Genomic DNA, 17,865 nt, shown 5'->3' with positions numbered 1-17,865 from the left:
AAGGACAAGGAGGAGATTTTTAATGTCACTTTTATCAAAAGCACAACTAAAAGAATTTATTAAAGAAAATAACATCACAAGTGTAGCTGGAATCCAATCTACCCTTAAAGAATTATTTAAAGATGTCTTAGAAGAAATGCTTCAAGCGGAGCTTGATACAACTTTAGGCTATGAAAAATATGATGTAAAAAATAAGCAAACCGATAACAGCAGAAATGGATTTTCTAAAAAAACAATTAAAACTGAATTTGGTGAAATGGAAATCGATGTCCCAAGAGACAGAAATGGCGAATTTGAGCCTAAAATTGTTCCTAAAAATAAAACAGATATCTCTGGAATTGAAGATAAGATAATATCCCTTTATGCTAGAGGAATGAGCACAAGAGATATACAGGATCAAATTAAAGATCTCTATGGCATAGATATATCACCAGAGCTTGTTAGTAAAATTACAGATCGTATTATTCCAGAAGTTAAGGAATGGCAAAGTAGACCTTTAGAAAAAATTTATTCCTTTATATTTATGGATGCTATACACTATAAAGTAAGAGAAGAAGGACGTATTCTTAATCGTGCAGCTTATGTTGTTCTTGGGGTTAACATTGAGGGATATAAAGAAGTTCTTGGTATATGGATAGGAGAAAATGAATCATCAAGATTCTGGCTTGGAGTCCTTAACGACCTTAAGGGCAGGGGTGTAGAAGATGTTCTGGTTTTCTGTGTTGATGGTCTCACTGGAATGAAAGAAGCTATACAAGCAGCTTATCCAAAGTCAGAAATACAAAGGTGCATAATACATCAATTGAGAAATTCATTTAAATATGTTTCATACAAACATCTTAAAGAGTTTACAAAAGACTTTAAAAATGTATATAACGCATTGAATGAGGAGGTAGCTAAAGAAAAACTTAAGGAAGTAGAACAGAAATGGGGCTCTCAATATCCATATGCAATTAAGAGTTGGGAAAACAACTGGGATGTAATATCACCTTTCTTTAAATTCCCTGATGAAATAAGAAAAATCATGTATACTACAAACATAATAGAAAGTCTACACAGGCAGTTTAGAAAAGTAACTAAGACAAAAACTATATTCCCCACAGATTTGTCATTAGAAAAAATGCTTTATCTATCGGTTAAAAATATAGATAAGAAGTGGACTCAAAGGTATAGAAACTGGGATATGGTAATCAATCAGCTTATGATAATATATCCGGGAAGAATATAGCTAATACTAAATATAATTTACAAAAAACAAAAAATTTTTGAAGCTTCAGTCGACCTAGGTCTCCTTTCGCTTCAAAAATTATAACAATGCTCTAATCGCGAGTTTGTTATGCATAGACATAGACCCACTCATTATAAAAATTTTAACCAAAATTAATCAACATTATGCATAAAAACCTAATTTATGGTAACAATTAGTAGTGAAAGTAAATAAAATATCTTTTTGGATTTAGTCTAAAACTTGTCTTGAAGGAGTTGCTCCTCAACTAAATACACAGATTTATTTACACTCCCTAGAGCCTATTTAAAATATCTATTGCCTCTTTTCTCTCTTCTTCAGAAAACCCATAAAAGCATTCTTCATCTATTAAGTAAAATATTCTTTCAACCTGCTTTTGTACTTCCATTCCTTTTTCAGTTAAGAAAACATTATAAACACGCCTATCCTTTGAATTTGCTATTCTGTAGATTAAATTTGCCTTTTCCATATTTGAAAGTAAACTTGTTACTGTTGCTGGTTCAATATGACAGTTCTCAGCAAGTTCCCTTTGAATACAGCCATTATTTTTAGAGAGATAGTCAAGTATTTTAGGCTGTCCCTTTGTAAGTCCTATTTTCCCAAATTCCTCAGTTGCTCTTTGACGATGTGCTTTAATTAACTTCATAAGAGATATATGTAATGTTCCCTCTCTTATATCAAGTAAATTATCTTTCATTTTCTCATCTCCAATAACATATTAATTTTCATAAATGTTAGATATCTAATTATTAGATATCTAACTATTAAAAGTTTAACACAACAATTTTTCATTATCAACAAAAACTTCATATTTATACAAAAAACTCCTCCGGTTTCTAATTTTTAACCAAAAGGAGTTTTTTTAATTTATACTCTATTAACTTCTTATACATTTAATTATTTCATCAATAAGGCTATTAAAATCCATATCGTTTATTATTTCAATATCGCAATATTTTTTATATAAAGGATATCTTTCTTTAAAAAGATTATAAATTTTTGAAACATCTCCAGCTAAAAGAGGGCGAACAGATATATCAATATCCTTTATTATATTCTCAATCGGTCTATTTAAAAATATTATTATTGAATTTGATTTTAAAACTTCCATATTAGAAGAAATCTTTACTGTGCCCCCACCTGTTGATATTATAGAAGGGCAATTTTTACTAACTTCTATTATTGCTTCACTTTCTAGTCTTCTAAAGTGTTCCTCTCCATATTGTTGAAAAATATCTTTTATTAATTGTCCTTCTTTATTCTCAATATAAGTATCTACATCATAAAATGGAAGCTGAAGCCTTTGGGAAACTGCTTTCCCTACACTTGTTTTTCCTGCACCAGGCATCCCGATAAAAACTATATTTTTATTTATATTAATTTTATCATTCATATTTAACCTCCACCCTTACCATATTCTGCATAAATAGTATGAATTTTTATTTTTTAATTATCATTATGTTTTTTGTAATTTCCTAAAATCTTTAAATATAGACTATTATTTTTAACTGCATCTATAGCATTTTGCACCTTTTCATCTTTAATGTTCCCTTCAAAATCAACATAGAAAAAGTATTCCCAAGGTTTGTTAAGAATTGGTCTTGACTCTATTTTAAGCAAATTTAAATTGTTTTCAGCAAAACATCTTAATACGTTATATAAACATCCAACTTTATGAGGAATAGAAAACACTATACTAATTTTATTGTTATTATTATCTTCTTTCATAATTTTTGATATAACTACAAATCTTGTACTATTATTGCTATTAAAATTTATGTTAGCTCTAATAATATCTAACCCATATATTTTTGCAGCCCTTTTACTTCCAATTGCTGCTAAAGCTTTATTGTTTTGATTTTTTACATACTCTGCACTTTTTGCAGTATTATGATAAGGGATAAGCTTCCAGTTCGGATGATCTTTTAAAAACTCACTGGATTGACTAAATGCTTGAGGATGAGAATATATTTCTTTTATATCCTCAATTGTTGCACCAGGAATACCAAGTAAGTTTTGGTCGACCTTCAAACATATTTCTCCAGTAATGTAAAAATCATATTTATTTAATAAATCATAGACTTCAGAAATAGCCCCTGTAGAAGAATTTTCTATAGGAAGTATCCCATAATCAATTTTATTATTTTTTAAATCAATAAATATATCCTCAAAGTATTCAACAGCTCTTGTTTGAGTATTTTCCCCAAAATACTCAAACAAAGCTTGTTCACTAAAAGAACCAGAAACTCCCTGAAAACCTACAATTATACTGTTTTTCTCATAAGAAGAAATTACTTCTGATTGTAATTCTTTGCTTAATTTCATAATAAAATTTAAATATTTTTCAAGATAAGGTTGGAACCTTTTATCTTTTAGATTTTCTATACCATTTTTAATAACCTCATCTTCCCTTGAACTTTGAAATATATCAATATTATTTAATTTTTTATATTCAACTACTTTTAATACCAGTTTCATACGTTCTTCAAATAATCTTACAATTTCTTTATCTACATTATCTATTTGACGTCTTATTTCTAATAAATCATTCATTTCCATTCACCATCCGAAATTTTATTTAGAATATAATAAGTCTAAAATAGCCATTGCAGTTACTGCCTCTACCACAGGAACAGCTCTTTGTACAATACAAGGATCATGACGTCCTTTAATTTTTAATTCTACATTTTCTTTTTTCAATACATCTACAGTTTTTTGAGTTTTAGCAATAGATGGCGTTGGCTTAAAAGCTGCTCTAAATATTAAAGGCATTCCATTTGTTATTCCACCTAATATACCTCCATTGTTATTAGTACGAGTTTTTATTTCTTCATTTTCTATGTAAAACTCATCATTAGCCTCTGAGCCTTTTAATTTTGAAATTTCAAATCCCATCCCGAATTCTACTCCCTTTACTGCAGGAATTGAAAATAAAAGATGCGATATTTTGCTCTCAACAGAATCAAAGAAGGGAGAGCCTAAGCCTTTAGGCAGATTTATTGCTGCAGCTTCTATAACCCCTCCAACAGAATCCAAATCATTTTTTGCTTCTAAAATGAGCCTTTTCATTTCTTCTCCTTTTTCTTCATCTAATACAGGGAAAGTACTTTTATTCAAATTTTTTATGCAGTCTTCATTAATCTTAACTTTATCAAAAGGCACATCTTTTATATTCCCAATTTGATAAATGTGGCTTCCAATCAAAATTCTCTTTAGTGCTAAAATTTGTTTTGCAACAGCTCCTGCAAAAACCAGTGGAGCTGTTAAACGGCCTGAAAAATGCCCTCCTCCTCTATAATCATTGAATCCTTCATACTTAACATAGCCTGTATAATCTGCATGTCCAGGACGTAAAATATTTCTTAATTCATTATAATCCTTTGATTCTTGATTTTTATTCCATATAATAGCACAAAGTGGTGTACCTGTAGTGTAATTATTAAAATACCCACTTAATATTTCAAAACTATCTGTTTCCTTTCTTGGAGTTGAGAACTCATTTTGTCCTGGAGCCCTCCTTCTCATTTCATATTCAATTTCTTCTATATTAAGATTGATTCCAGGCGGAAGCCCGTCGATTGTTATTCCTATAGCTTTCCCGTGGGATTCTCCAAAAATAGAAAATTTAATATTCTCTCCCCAGACTCCACTCATTTGTTATTCCTCCTAACATAGAAAAGTCTTTAAAAAATTCTGGATAAGATTTCTTTACCGCATCACTACCTGTAATGATTACAGGTTCAGTACATTTAATAGAAGCAATAGCAAGTGCCATTGCTATTCTATGATCATTCCAACTGCTAACTGTTCCTCCTTTAAGCTTTTCTTTTCCATGAATTGTTAACCCATCTGACTGTTCCTTTATATCCGCACCTAACTTACTCAACTCTGTAGTAATAGCTTTTAATCTGTCAGACTCTTTTATTCGAAGCCTTCCTGCATTTATTATTCGTGTAGTTCCACTGCTTAACGCTCCTAATACTGCTAAAATTGGAACAATATCCGGAATCTGAGAAGCATCTATTACAATTCCTTTCGTTTTAGAAGTTTTTGCAGTTATTATATTCCCATCTATAGCTACATTTCCACCCATTTCTCTTATAATATCTACGATTACCTTATCACCTTGAAGTGAATTAATATTTAAATTAGTACATTCAACTTCTTCACCAAGTATTCCAGCTGTTAGCCAGAAAGCTGCTTGAGAAAAGTCTCCTTCAACGTAATAGTTTATTGCTTTATACTTTTGATTTCCATTTATAAAAAATTCCTTATAGTTATTATTTTCAATTTTAATAGAAAAACTGTTTAAAATATCTAAAGTTAAATCCACATATCCTTTAGATTCCAATTCTGTTGTAATAATAATCTTAGAGTCTCCATCTAATAAAGGTAGTGTAAATAATAGTCCAGTAATAAATTGAGAACTGATATTACCTTCTATTTCATAATTCCCTGGCTTTAGCCTTCCTTGCAAAGTAAGTGGCAACCCTTCTTCACTGCTATAATAGATATTCTGGTTCTTAAATATTTTATAATAAGGTGTAAGTGGACGGCTTTTTAATCTTCCTCTTCCATCAAAAGTAATTTTCTCTCCTGTTAAAAGAGCAATTGGTATTAAAAAACGCAAAGTAGACCCAGACTCAATACAATCTATTTCCCTTCTTTTTGGACGTAACTCTTTAGAACCTTTAATAATAAATCTATTATCTTCCTTTTCAATTTTTGCCCCTAATGCTTCCATACCAGAACAGGTAGCTATAATATCATCAGAAAGTATAATATTTTCTATATTGCTAACACCATCAGAAAGGCCTGCAGCTATGATTGCTCTATGGCAAAGACTTTTTGATGGTGGTATTTTAACATGGCCTTTAAGCTTTGAAGGTATAATTTGTATGCTACTCAAAACCGAACTCCCCTTTAAATATTAATATATTTTTCTATATCATCTATTTTTATTTTTTTAACAAAGCTTTTTCCTATCTTTTCTATCAAGATAATATGCATATCTTTTCCAATATTTTTTTTATCCAAGCCTATAGCATTTATTAGTTCATTTTTATTAACTGGTGGCATCCTATGGGGCAGATTATATTTGTTTATAGCATTTTTTAGTAAGTTAAAAGTACCTTTTTCAGTAATCCCAAGTTCTTCACTTCTTTCAGTAATTACAGCCATACCAATTGCTACTGCCTCACCATGAGTATATCTTTCATATTTAAAATATTTTTCAATTCCATGCCCTATTGTATGTCCAAAATTAAGCAACATCCTTTCCCCTTTATCTTTCTCATCTTTCTCTACAATATCTTTTTTAATGCTACAGCTTTTGTAAATAACTTCTTCTATATTTTCAAACAATTCCTCTTTAGATTCATATTTTAATAAGTTATAAAAGAGTTTTTCATCTCTTATTGCTCCATATTTTATAACCTCTGCCATACCGTCATATAAAAATTTATCATCTAAACTTTTTAGCAAATCTGGATCAATAAATACAGCAAGAGGCTGATAAAAGCTTCCAATAAGGTTTTTCCCATGTATTGTATTTATAGCAACTTTCCCACCTATACTACTATCAATCTGAGATAGTAATGTGGTAGGAATTTGAATATAGGGAATTCCTCTTAAAATTATAGAAGCAGCAAATCCTCCTAAATCGCCAACAACTCCTCCACCAAAGGCAATAACTAAATCACCTCTATTTAAACCAAACTTTAAAAGTTCATCACAAACACTTTGTAAAACTATAAAAGATTTGCTTTTTTCACCTGGTTCAATTATAATTTTCTTGGTTAAAAAATCTGCTTTTTTAAGGTTATTTTCTATTTGGGGGCCATATAACTTTTCAACATTTGAATCAGTTATTATGGCTATTTTTTTATTATTGTATATTTTTCTTATCTCTTCCCCAATACGATTTATAATTCCTTTATCTATATATATTGGATACTTCCTATCAGGAATATTTACCTCAAGCTTAAGCACCTTATAATTCTAACTCCTTTCTTCTTAAACTTGCTTTTTCAAATTCAGATTTAATAAGACTATAATTATTCTCTTTGATAGCATTTTTTATAAGTTTGATTTTGTTTTCAAAATTTTCTAATTTATTGATTATATTTTCTTTATTTGAAGTTAAAAGTTCTATCCATAAAGATGTGTTTATTTCTGCCACTCTTGTACTATCCTTAAAACTTCCTCCAACAAACAAAGAGGTTTGTAAATTTATTAAGTCACAATTTATTAGAGCAACTGCTAATATATGTGGAAGATGGCTTGTAAAAGCAATTATTTCATCATGCTGCTTTGGGCTTATCCTCACAGTAGTTTTACATCCAATTTTTTTTGCAATGCTTTCCAAAATCTGAATATTCTCTTCTTTATTTCTTTCTGTAGGGGTAAAGATGTAACTTGCACCTTTAAAAATATCTTTCGATGCATAAGCTATACCTTGCTTTTCTTTCCCAGCCATAGGATGGCCACCTATAAAATCTAAGTTTTCTGGAAGAAATGAATTGATTTCCTTAACAATTTCTTCTTTAATGCCACCTACGTCAGTTATAATAGCATTTATCTTGAAATTATTAATATTTTCTTTAATAAACTTAATCGCAAGCTTAGGATATAATGCAATAATTACTATGTCAGATTCCTTTAGTGGAATCTCTGGATTTTTATATCCTTTATCGATTATTTTCATTTCCTCAGCTGTTTTTAAAACATTCTCATCTACATCTACTGCCCACAGTTTTTTGGGGTTTAAATCTTTTAGAGCCATTGCATAAGAACCACCTATTAATCCTAAACCTACAACCGTAATATTAAAGTCTAAATCCTCCAACAGTATCACCTCGTAATTTATAAACTTCTATTATTTATACGTGCTATCTCTTTTAAAGATTTCATAAGGGAATCAAACCTCTCAGGTTTAATTGACTGTTCACCATCACACTTTGCATTTGCTGGATCATTATGAACTTCTATTATAAGACCATCTGCACCAACGGCTATAGCAGCTTTTGCTAATGGCTCTACCATCCACCACATTCCCGTTGCATGACTTGGATCAACAATGACAGGCAGATGACTTAATTTTTTTAGAGCAGGCACAGCACTTAAATCTAAAGTATTTCTTGTATAGGTTTCAAAAGTTCTAATACCTCTTTCACAAAGTATTACATTTTGGTTTCCTTCTGCCATTATATATTCTGCTGACATCAAAAACTCTTCTATGGTAGCAGATAAGCCTCTCTTTAAAAGAACTGGTTTATTAGTTCTTCCTACTTCTTTCAGTAAATCGAAGTTTTGCATATTCCTTGCACCTATTTGGAGTATATCTGCATATTCACTAACCTTTTCAATCAGTGCTGCTGACATGACTTCTGTTACAACTGGAAGTCCTGTTTCTTCTTTTGCTAATTTTAAAAGTTCAAGGCCATCTTCCTTTAAACCTTGGAAACTATAAGGAGATGTTCTTGGCTTATAAGCACCGCCTCTTAAAAAAGTTGCTCCTGACTCTTTTACTTGCTTTGCTATAGTTAAAATCTGTTCTTCGCTTTCTACAGAACACGGACCAGCTATAACTGCTATTTTATTTCCTCCTATTGTGCTATCTCCAACTTTTATTACAGTATCCTGAGGATGAAAATATCTATTGGCTAATTTAAAAGGCTCTTGTACCCTCAAAATTTTTTCAACATTTTCATTTACTAAAAACCTGCTGGGTTCAATATTACTTGTGTCGCCTATTAATCCTAATATAGTACAATTTTCTCCCTTAGTCATGCTAACTCTAACCCCCAAACTTTCAACTTTTAATTTAAGTTTTTCGATTGCTTCTTCAGAAGCTCCTGGTTTCATAATGATAATCATATATTTAGCCTCCTTCATTTTATTTATAAAAAAAGAAGACTCTAATGAGTCTTCTTTGATATAGCTATATAAGATTAAAATTATATAGAGCTATTTTATATATAAGCTAAATTAATCTTCTTAAACTCATTAGAAATTGGATATTTTATATTTTTGCAAGACAAAAAACCAGCGCTAAAGTAAAAGCCCCAGTAAAAATAAAAGCTAAAATAAAATTGTCCTACAAAAATATTTCTAATTGAGTTTAACATAATATTTCCTCCAATATGAAAAATTCCATTAATTTCATTAATAAAATTTATTTGTAATTATATCAGTAATTATTTTGGAAATCAATAGTTTTTAAAATAATTTTTTTAATTTTCGTTAACATGCAAATTATATATTTATTTTTTACAATAAACCTATATATTATAAGTCCATCAATACAAAATATATATTTATTTTATTAACATTATATATACCTTCAATTATTAATAAATTTGCATGTATTGTTGAAACAGTTAATTTTTTCTTAAATAATTAATAATGATATAAAAATCAAAAATATACTCGACTTATCAAATTGCAGAAAAAATATAAAATTAGTATAAAAAACTGACTTTATATATTGAAAAGATAAAGAAAAATTAATATAATTACCATAATCCCAAAATGCTCTATATGTATTTGTAATTTTAGGAGGATTAAAATGATTAACTTTGATAAACTATATACCGAATTTGAAAAAACTATAGATATTTCTGGTTTTACAAATAAATATTCAGAAAATAACTGTAGTATTCGATTCCTATTATTACGTTCTTTAGATAAACCTCATCTAATAGAATTAATGGGTTTAAAAAAACATTCCATTACTAACGGAGATTTTAAAAATATATTAAAACAGGCCTATAATTCATCCACTACAATAGAAGATATATTATCCTATATTGAATCAAAACGTACAATAATAGATAATGAGAGGAAAAAAGCTGAAGAAGGATTGTATAATATTATTAATAACTATGGTTCTGTAAATTGCGGTCTTCGAAATGATAAAGTTGATGATATTGTAAAAGACTTAGTAAGGGATAAGTCTATTAAATCTATAGATATGCTCCTCAATCGCATAGATAAAGATATTATTCCTAAAATAAGAAATTATATTTTGTGGTCTTTTTACAACCAAACTACAAATGATTTAATTGAACACTATTTTATTAAACACTCTAAAATTATTCCAACTTTAAGAAAAATACATCATATTGACTTTTTTATAAAAATTGATAACAATATAATCCCTTTTGATTTAAAAATTACTCATGTAGCAGAGGATTTTTTTGATCTTTATTCAAAGGGTCTTATTGAAAATGATGAAAATTCTTCAGACAGCTATTCAATTAATGAGAATGGTGAATCCGAAATTGAAATAATTAAAAGTTATTATAAAAAAAATAAACAAATTATGTCATTACCTAATTATGGCGGTTTATCACGAAAAGAATTATTAGATATTTTATCTTCTCGTCATGATGAAAAAACTTTAAATTTTGTTAAATCCATATATGACTTAAGACGTAATTCAGTTGAAAAGATTGGTTCAGAACTTAAAAAATTAGAATGGTGGAATTATAAATATCAGGGAGAACGCCTGTTTTCAAACAATAACCGATTATTTATTTTCCTGGCATACACCAATGCATTCGAAGATGGAAGACCTTTAAAAGGTAAACTTGATGTTATTGAAAGTGCCGTAAATGACCTTCTAAATTCAATAAATGTGAATAAAATAAATACTATAAAATATCATTATGATAAAGATCCATCTAAAGTAGGTAATTACTCAGCAAAATCTGTATCAATACTGATAAAAGGTGAAAAATAGGAGAATACTGTTTACACTAAAAGCTAAAATAAAATATGTACAAGTATAATAGTGTGATATTTTCTAACTGATTTTTAAAGGATGATTTAACATTAAGTGAACTGCCCCAACTTTACGAAGTGGAGACTTCTGTCACTAATTAGGTTAAATCATCCTTCTCTCTATTTATTAAAACACCACTTACCATCGGTATATAAAAATTCTTTCTCTAAAACTGAAAGTATTTTTGTTGGTGGATAGATAAATCCTTTATAAATACTATTTTGAAATAATTTATTTATAATATCATAAGTTTCCAATCTATTGTTTTCTAATAGTTTTTTCAAGTCCCTTAAAATTTCATCTGTATTGTTGTTTAATTCTATTCTTTCTGTTTCTGATTTAATATTTTTTTACATGTAATTACAAAGTCAGTTTTTAATGCATTTTTTCTGTTATCTTGAACAACAGAATTAGCTGAATATCCAAGAGGGCTAATATCTACGACATTGAATCCTGTGCCTATACACATATTTAACATTTCCAACCATGTTTCATCATCAAGGCTGTTAAAGGCTAAGGAAAAATAGCAGCCGTATTTTAATACTCTTTTAATCTCAAGCAATGCTAAATTCATCATTTTTGAATAAGAATCTACATTCTTGTTTCTATATTTTGCCTCTGATACAACAATTTCATTTTCCCAATCACAATTAAATTCTAATCCCAACCATGAATTCCACATTAAACTCATTTCCATATATAAAATTCTATTGCCGTGAGGAGGGTCAATAAAAACATAGTCAATTGAATTATCAGGTATATCAATATCAGTTGCTGAAGCATTTAATATTAAAGCCCCACTTTTGCTATATTTCAAACTATTAAATTCATCGTAAAAAGCTATTTCTTTACTAAAAGTTTTATTTACGTCTTCTTTTCCTTTTAAAATTTTCTTAAATCTGTTTTCAAAGCAGTTCCAAACATTTATCTCAAAGTGTTCCTCTGGAATCCAATATCCTACTACCCAACTTCCAACTTCTGCACGGCCTGTTTCTTCTTTTCCTGAAGTTGAATTTTTGTTTCTTCTTCGTATTACAAAAACAAGCTTACTTGCCTGTGAAAGTGCACCTGTAAAGGTTATTTCAAATGTTTCTTTTATTATTGGATCTTTAACTCTTTTAATTCTGTCAAGTAAATAAGATAGAGCAACAATTGCTCTGTTAGTAAATAAATCAGCAACGGTTTGTCCTTCTCTTACATTTAACCTGCTGTTTTCAAACATAGCTGTAGTTGGATACCACAAAGGTTTTATTCTTGGATTCTCACATTGTTCTTTATCATAATCATTTCCTTTTCGAATAACTTTTTTTAATTTACAATTATCACATTTATACCATACCTCTTGAGGCTCTCCTTTATTCCATATAACATGGGTTTCATAAGCAATACCTCCACATTTTTCGCAAGTAGTTTCATATAAAGAATTAATTAGTGGTTCTAATTCTTTTTTAATTTCTTCAAATTCTTTTTTTAGTATTTTTATATCAACTCTTTTTAATGAGGCTTTAGTTAACATTATTGCAATAGGGTTTAAATCAAATCCTACAGCCCTTCTATTTAACTTTAAAGCTTCAATTAGCGTTATACCAGAACCACAAAAGGAATCTAAAACTATATCTCCTTCTTTAGAATATTTCTTAATAAATTCACAAATAACATTAAAAGGCTTTTTACCCCAATATTTATGCATGCCGTAAAGACCTTTATATGTTTCTGCTTTAACTATTTCTTCCATAACACATTCTCCTGTTTTACATTTAGACAATAAATTGTATTCTTTAGTTTATCACAAATGGGAGAGCTTATAAAGTATTATCTATAAATTATGCCAGATATATATTTTTAAATTATTAGAAGCCTTAAAAGCTATGAAGGGCAGGCATTAAATAAAATGCCTACCCAACTATTACTATGACTCTATTGTGAACTACCCAAAACTTTACAAAGTGGCGACTTCTGTCGCTAATTAGCTTAAATAAACTCAAGAATTAGATTTTTTATTCTCCATAGTATTTTGTATTTACAGCATTAGCCCTTATTTTCAAAGTTGCAGAGCCTTTTGTAATTTTATTCCCTGGAATCATTGCCTTTGTTATAGAATTTATAGCAGTAAATGAGGATAATTTGCTTGTATTTCCTTGATTTTCTATATTAAGTATATTTCCCATATTATTTTCTTTTAAAAATTCCATTGCATCTTGCATTTCTTTAGAATTAGGCATTTGACTTCCCATACCAGGCATGCTTTCAATATTGTTTAGTTGTTTTATAATTTTATCAAAATCCACTAAAAAAGCCTTAGTTAAAGGACATTTATGATTAAATACATTAATTTCCTTTGATATACTTATTCCCTTTGCATTCCAATCATCCATATCCATAGTTATAGCTATAACTTGACTTATCCCGTCTAAAGGAAGAGGATCGGATAAACTTACCTTACCAATAGGTTCGGGAAAGTAAAACGTTGTATTTCCTTTTAATGATGTTCCTTGCAATAATGCAGGAGCAGTTACAAATATTCCATGGGGAGGAATATTTTCTTTTATTCCGTATTTTTCATAAGTTTCTTTTAATCCTTCTATATTTTCCGCAGGTTTTTTCAACACCCTTACCATAGAATTATTTATATTTGGATTATTAATTGACACCGAAAAGCTTCCCGATGTTTCGACTATCTTTTTACCTTCGCTAAATCCTTCCCCAGTAAAGTTATAAGAGGAGTTTTTTACAACATAATAATAGTGATCTTTTATTTCTAGCTTTTCAATCATATTACCCTTTGACTTCCACTCAAAATCATAAGATTTTAAATTATATTCAAATGATAATTTAAGATCTACTTCTTTATAACACTTTCCTGTTTGTATTGTGAACTTATCTACATCCTTTAATTCTTCCTTTAAATTTGCATTTGAATAAATTAAAATCAAAGCTTGAATATCTTCACTTTTATCTGTTTTTGCTTTACAAAATTGTTTTTCAGTTATATCGGACCAATCCTCTACTATCCATTTGCCATTTATCCTTAATATAGCTTGCCTTTTTAAATATTTATCATCTGCTATAGATTTATCAAAGGTAACTGTAACATGTTGAAGCATTGGATCTTTTTGATTAAATATATACAAATAATACATTAATGCTCCAGGCTTTAGGGAAACAGTTGCTTTATCCTCTTCATCAGTTTTCATTATTTTCTTTTTAAAGCTTTTTCCACTAGGACCTCCTGTTATTTTACCATAATCATAATATTTATCTACAGGAGGCCAGTTCCAATTATATAGAGCAAATTTTGAATAAGTTTCTTTTATATTTTTTATATTTTCATCCAAAAAAGGTCTAATTGATTCTGATCCTTTTTTTCCAGCAGTTTTAATAATTTCAGGAATAAAATTCATACCTGCATAATCGGTAAGATAATAAAAAAACATATAGCTGTCATATTCAAAAAGTTTTCCATACCCAATCCTTTCCTTATCAAGAGTTCTAAAAAAGCCAGGATGTCTACAATGCTCCACATTATAATCAGGATATGCATAGTTTTCGGACCAAACAGCAGTTGCTTCACATAGCCATTTTTCATCAACCGTATTATATCCAATTTTAAGTTCATCCTGAAATACATGAAAAAGCTCATGTGCTACAGTAGATTTTATAGTCTTTTCAAAATCACATAGTAAAATATTTATTCTTATTCTATATTTGCCATCATAATAAAACTCTTCACCTAATTTTGTTTTTGGCAAATCAATTATTTCAATTATTAAAGGCTTTGAAGGTTTTACTTTCATTAATGGTTTAAACTTTTCCCATGAATAAGTTAATGCTTCCTTTACTTGTGAAGCCATATTTTTAATAGACTGCCTTTTTTTATCAGACCATTTTTTCCCTTCATAATATAAAATTTTAATTTTTTGTCCATCATAAATAAATTCATCTTCACAAACTTCATAATCATCATTAGCTGCATAGACTTCATTAAAAAAATTCAAATTTGAAGCTGTATTTTTATTTTCTTTTTTATTATGTGGTGAAAAAAAACTGCGATTATCATTTAAAGGAATAAGATATGGCAAAACCTGATTTTGTATTTCTTTAGATAAGCTATCCCAATTATCTACTAAATATTTTATAGCATATTCGCAAGTATCGGCTGGTTGATTAGATTTATATTCATCTAATAGGCGTTCTGGTTCATAATCTGCAAAAACCTTTAATAAAGAAGCTTTTTCTAATGTTATCTTGCCGTCATTAAATGCTTTTTCAATAAGCTCCGTAGAATTTAAAGGCAGTTCCTCATAATCATCAGGCACATTAAATAAATCCGCAATTTCTTTATCTAATTCTTTTATTTCGTGTGAATTTTCTGGTGTTTTATTGTATATAGGTTTAGGTTCCTTTAAGCTTATTTGTGCCATTATTGATTTATCATTATCCTCATTATTTTTTTTAATTTTTGAAGTACATCCAGGTATAAAAAAAGAATTAATTGTAAAAACAAACAAAAAAACTAGGGAAAACATAAAACACTTTTTATAATATGGCTTCACACTTTTATCCCCCTTATTAATTTTTAATCTTAAAAAATTTTTATAATAAATAAAAACTACCCTTATATGATTTCCCCTAAAGTATTTATATGTTCTATTTAATTTATATTTACTCAATCTATATATATTATTTATGTAATATGATTGTTACTTTATTCTCTTATTTTCTTTTTATATATTTTTCAATATAATTTACAATTATATGCTCCCCTTAGGTAAACAGATAAAATAATAAAACCGTTAACCAAAAAAGGAGCATATAATCAATTTATCTGACCTTTTTTAAATTATTCGATAAGTCACCATCTGGATTAGAACGATAGTAGCCATTATCTCCTCCTCTCCAATAACCATCGATATATGTTCCATCTGCCCTTTCATACCCATTAACATAGTGTGGTCTTACATGATGTATTCCTGGTGAATCATTGTAATATTTTGTTTCATTGCTATCCTCTTGATATTCTATAATATCTTCCTGATAAGTATTTACAACATTATTTTTTTGATATAAATTAATTATAAATTTAACAGAATACATAGCAGAATATACTAATATGAAAGAAAATATTAAAAGACTTACATATAAATTAACAACTATTGCATCTATTTTAAATATAGCCCCAATTAAATGGGATACTATTGAAATAATAAAAATCAAGCCATAAAACACAGCTATGCATAGGAGTATCCTTGTTATTAGATATTTAATTAAAAAATTAAATATAGTTTCTAACATAATAATAACCATCCTTAAGATAGGGAGTGTAAATAAATCTGTGTATTTAGTTGAGGAGCAACTCCTTCAAGACAAGTTTTAGACTAAATCCAAAAAGATATTTTATTTACTTTCACTACTAATTGTTACCATAAATTAGGTTTTTATGCATAATGTTGATTAATTTTGGTTAAAATTTTTATAATGAGTGGGTCTATGTCTATGCATAACAAACTCGCGATTAGAGCATTGTTATAATTTTTGAAGCGAAAGGAGACCTAGGTCGACTGAAGCTTCAAAAATTTTTTGTTTTTTGTAAATTATATTTAGTATTAGCTATATTCTTCCCGGATATATTATCATAAGCTGATTGATTACCATATCCCAGTTTCTATACCTTTGAGTCCACTTCTTATCTATATTTTTAACCGATAGATAAAGCATTTTTTCTAATGACAAATCTGTGGGGAATATAGTTTTTGTCTTAGTTACTTTTCTAAACTGCCTGTGTAGACTTTCTATTATGTTTGTAGTATACATGATTTTTCTTATTTCATCAGGGAATTTAAAGAAAGGTGATATTACATCCCAGTTGTTTTCCCAACTCTTAATTGCATATGGATATTGAGAGCCCCATTTCTGTTCTACTTCCTTAAGTTTTTCTTTAGCTACCTCCTCATTCAATGCGTTATATACATTTTTAAAGTCTTTTGTAAACTCTTTAAGATGTTTGTATGAAACATATTTAAATGAATTTCTCAATTGATGTATTATGCACCTTTGTATTTCTGACTTTGGATAAGCTGCTTGTATAGCTTCTTTCATTCCAGTGAGACCATCAACACAGAAAACCAGAACATCTTCTACACCCCTGCCCTTAAGGTCGTTAAGGACTCCAAGCCAGAATCTTGATGATTCATTTTCTCCTATCCATATACCAAGAACTTCTTTATATCCCTCAATGTTAACCCCAAGAACAACATAAGCTGCACGATTAAGAATACGTCCTTCTTCTCTTACTTTATAGTGTATAGCATCCATAAATATAAAGGAATAAATTTTTTCTAAAGGTCTACTTTGCCATTCCTTAACTTCTGGAATAATACGATCTGTAATTTTACTAACAAGCTCTGGTGATATATCTATGCCATAGAGATCTTTAATTTGATCCTGTATATCTCTTGTGCTCATTCCTCTAGCATAAAGGGATATTATCTTATCTTCAATTCCAGAGATATCTGTTTTATTTTTAGGAACAATTTTAGGCTCAAATTCGCCATTTCTGTCTCTTGGGACATCGATTTCCATTTCACCAAATTCAGTTTTAATTGTTTTTTTAGAAAATCCATTTCTGCTGTTATCGGTTTGCTTATTTTTTACATCATATTTTTCATAGCCTAAAGTTGTATCAAGCTCCGCTTGAAGCATTTCTTCTAAGACATCTTTAAATAATTCTTTAAGGGTAGATTGGATTCCAGCTACACTTGTGATGTTATTTTCTTTAATAAATTCTTTTAGTTGTGCTTTTGATAAAAGTGACATTAAAAATCTCCTCCTTGTC

Annotated in this window: 14 protein-coding genes; 2 read left to right on the top strand and 12 right to left on the bottom strand. The window is 28.9% G+C overall.

What is annotated here, in order from left to right; genetic code table 11:
- Window positions 1–22 precede the first annotated feature (22 nt).
- On the top strand, window positions 23–1,228 hold the full coding sequence (locus FDN13_RS13925) for an IS256 family transposase (RefSeq protein WP_138979523.1): 1,206 nt from the start codon (window positions 23–25) through the stop codon (window positions 1,226–1,228).
- Window positions 1,229–1,520: 292 nt separating this feature from the next.
- Here FDN13_RS13925 and FDN13_RS13920 read toward each other — a convergent pair whose 3' ends face one another.
- From FDN13_RS13920 to aroF, 8 genes are all read right to left on the bottom strand, one after another.
- Window positions 1,521–1,943 (bottom strand): MarR family winged helix-turn-helix transcriptional regulator, encoded by a 423-nt coding sequence (locus FDN13_RS13920; protein ID WP_138980949.1) that lies wholly within the window; start codon window positions 1,941–1,943, stop codon window positions 1,521–1,523.
- A gap of 180 nt (window positions 1,944–2,123) precedes the next feature.
- A complete protein-coding gene (locus tag FDN13_RS13915) occupies window positions 2,124–2,639 on the bottom strand; it encodes a shikimate kinase (protein ID WP_138980948.1) in 516 nt (171 codons plus the stop codon).
- Between the two features lie 53 nt (window positions 2,640–2,692).
- Window positions 2,693–3,799 (bottom strand): prephenate dehydratase, encoded by a 1,107-nt coding sequence (gene pheA / locus FDN13_RS13910; RefSeq protein WP_138980947.1) that lies wholly within the window; start codon window positions 3,797–3,799, stop codon window positions 2,693–2,695.
- A gap of 21 nt (window positions 3,800–3,820) precedes the next feature.
- A complete protein-coding gene (gene aroC, locus FDN13_RS13905) occupies window positions 3,821–4,900 on the bottom strand; it encodes a chorismate synthase (RefSeq protein ID WP_138980946.1) in 1,080 nt (359 codons plus the stop codon).
- Window positions 4,872–6,155, bottom strand: a complete 1,284-nt coding sequence (gene aroA / locus FDN13_RS13900) for a 3-phosphoshikimate 1-carboxyvinyltransferase (protein ID WP_138980945.1) — start codon at window positions 6,153–6,155, stop codon at window positions 4,872–4,874. The genes aroC and aroA overlap by 29 nt, the downstream gene beginning before the upstream one ends.
- A 14-nt stretch (window positions 6,156–6,169) precedes the next feature.
- Window positions 6,170–7,237, bottom strand: a complete 1,068-nt coding sequence (aroB, locus tag FDN13_RS13895) for a 3-dehydroquinate synthase (RefSeq protein ID WP_138980944.1) — start codon at window positions 7,235–7,237, stop codon at window positions 6,170–6,172.
- A 1-nt stretch (window position 7,238) separates the two neighbouring features.
- Entirely contained in the window at window positions 7,239–8,102 is an 864-nt protein-coding gene (locus FDN13_RS13890) for a prephenate dehydrogenase (protein WP_435369329.1), read from the bottom strand.
- An 8-nt stretch (window positions 8,103–8,110) separates the two neighbouring features.
- Window positions 8,111–9,124, bottom strand: a complete 1,014-nt coding sequence (gene aroF / locus FDN13_RS13885; protein WP_138980942.1) for a 3-deoxy-7-phosphoheptulonate synthase — start codon at window positions 9,122–9,124, stop codon at window positions 8,111–8,113.
- Window positions 9,125–9,815: 691 nt separating this feature from the next.
- Between aroF and FDN13_RS13880 the strand changes: the two genes are divergently transcribed.
- Complete coding sequence (locus tag FDN13_RS13880) at window positions 9,816–10,991, top strand: hypothetical protein (RefSeq protein ID WP_138980941.1); 1,176 nt, start codon at window positions 9,816–9,818, stop codon at window positions 10,989–10,991.
- A gap of 361 nt (window positions 10,992–11,352) precedes the next feature.
- Here FDN13_RS13880 and FDN13_RS13875 read toward each other — a convergent pair whose 3' ends face one another.
- The 4 genes from FDN13_RS13875 to FDN13_RS13860 form a co-directional block, all read right to left on the bottom strand.
- Window positions 11,353–12,768 (bottom strand): DNA methyltransferase, encoded by a 1,416-nt coding sequence (locus FDN13_RS13875; RefSeq protein WP_138980940.1) that lies wholly within the window; start codon window positions 12,766–12,768, stop codon window positions 11,353–11,355.
- Between the two features lie 262 nt (window positions 12,769–13,030).
- Window positions 13,031–15,541, bottom strand: a complete 2,511-nt coding sequence (locus FDN13_RS13870; protein ID WP_138980939.1) for a DUF6055 domain-containing protein — start codon at window positions 15,539–15,541, stop codon at window positions 13,031–13,033.
- 313 nt (window positions 15,542–15,854) lie between these two features.
- A complete protein-coding gene (locus FDN13_RS13865; protein WP_138980938.1) occupies window positions 15,855–16,325 on the bottom strand; it encodes a hypothetical protein in 471 nt (156 codons plus the stop codon).
- 315 nt (window positions 16,326–16,640) lie between these two features.
- Window positions 16,641–17,846 (bottom strand): IS256 family transposase, encoded by a 1,206-nt coding sequence (locus FDN13_RS13860; RefSeq protein ID WP_138979523.1) that lies wholly within the window; start codon window positions 17,844–17,846, stop codon window positions 16,641–16,643.
- Window positions 17,847–17,865 lie beyond the last annotated feature (19 nt).

Origin of the sequence: Caloramator sp. E03, assembly GCF_006016075.1 — a bacterium.
In the GTDB taxonomy this organism is placed as follows: domain Bacteria; phylum Bacillota; class Clostridia; order Clostridiales; family Caloramatoraceae; genus Caloramator_B.
The sequence above is the reverse complement of the archived record's forward strand: the minus strand, read 5'-3'. Positions and strand labels throughout refer to the sequence as shown.

Bases quoted from the DNA above. Each gene is read 5' to 3' on its own strand.
- FDN13_RS13925 (WP_138979523.1), top strand. From the start codon at position 23: ATGTCACTTTTATCAAAAGCACAACTAAAAGAATTTATTAAAGAAAAT.
- aroF (WP_138980942.1), bottom strand. From the start codon at position 9,124: ATGATTATCATTATGAAACCAGGAGCTTCTGAAGAAGCAATCGAAAAA.
- FDN13_RS13865 (WP_138980938.1), bottom strand. From the start codon at position 16,325: ATGTTAGAAACTATATTTAATTTTTTAATTAAATATCTAATAACAAGG.
- aroC (WP_138980946.1), bottom strand. From the start codon at position 4,900: ATGAGTGGAGTCTGGGGAGAGAATATTAAATTTTCTATTTTTGGAGAA.
- FDN13_RS13915 (WP_138980948.1), bottom strand. From the start codon at position 2,639: ATGAATGATAAAATTAATATAAATAAAAATATAGTTTTTATCGGGATG.
- pheA (WP_138980947.1), bottom strand. From the start codon at position 3,799: ATGAATGATTTATTAGAAATAAGACGTCAAATAGATAATGTAGATAAA.
- FDN13_RS13860 (WP_138979523.1), bottom strand. From the start codon at position 17,846: ATGTCACTTTTATCAAAAGCACAACTAAAAGAATTTATTAAAGAAAAT.
- FDN13_RS13875 (WP_138980940.1), bottom strand. From the start codon at position 12,768: ATGGAAGAAATAGTTAAAGCAGAAACATATAAAGGTCTTTACGGCATG.
- FDN13_RS13880 (WP_138980941.1), top strand. From the start codon at position 9,816: ATGATTAACTTTGATAAACTATATACCGAATTTGAAAAAACTATAGAT.
- FDN13_RS13920 (WP_138980949.1), bottom strand. From the start codon at position 1,943: ATGAAAGATAATTTACTTGATATAAGAGAGGGAACATTACATATATCT.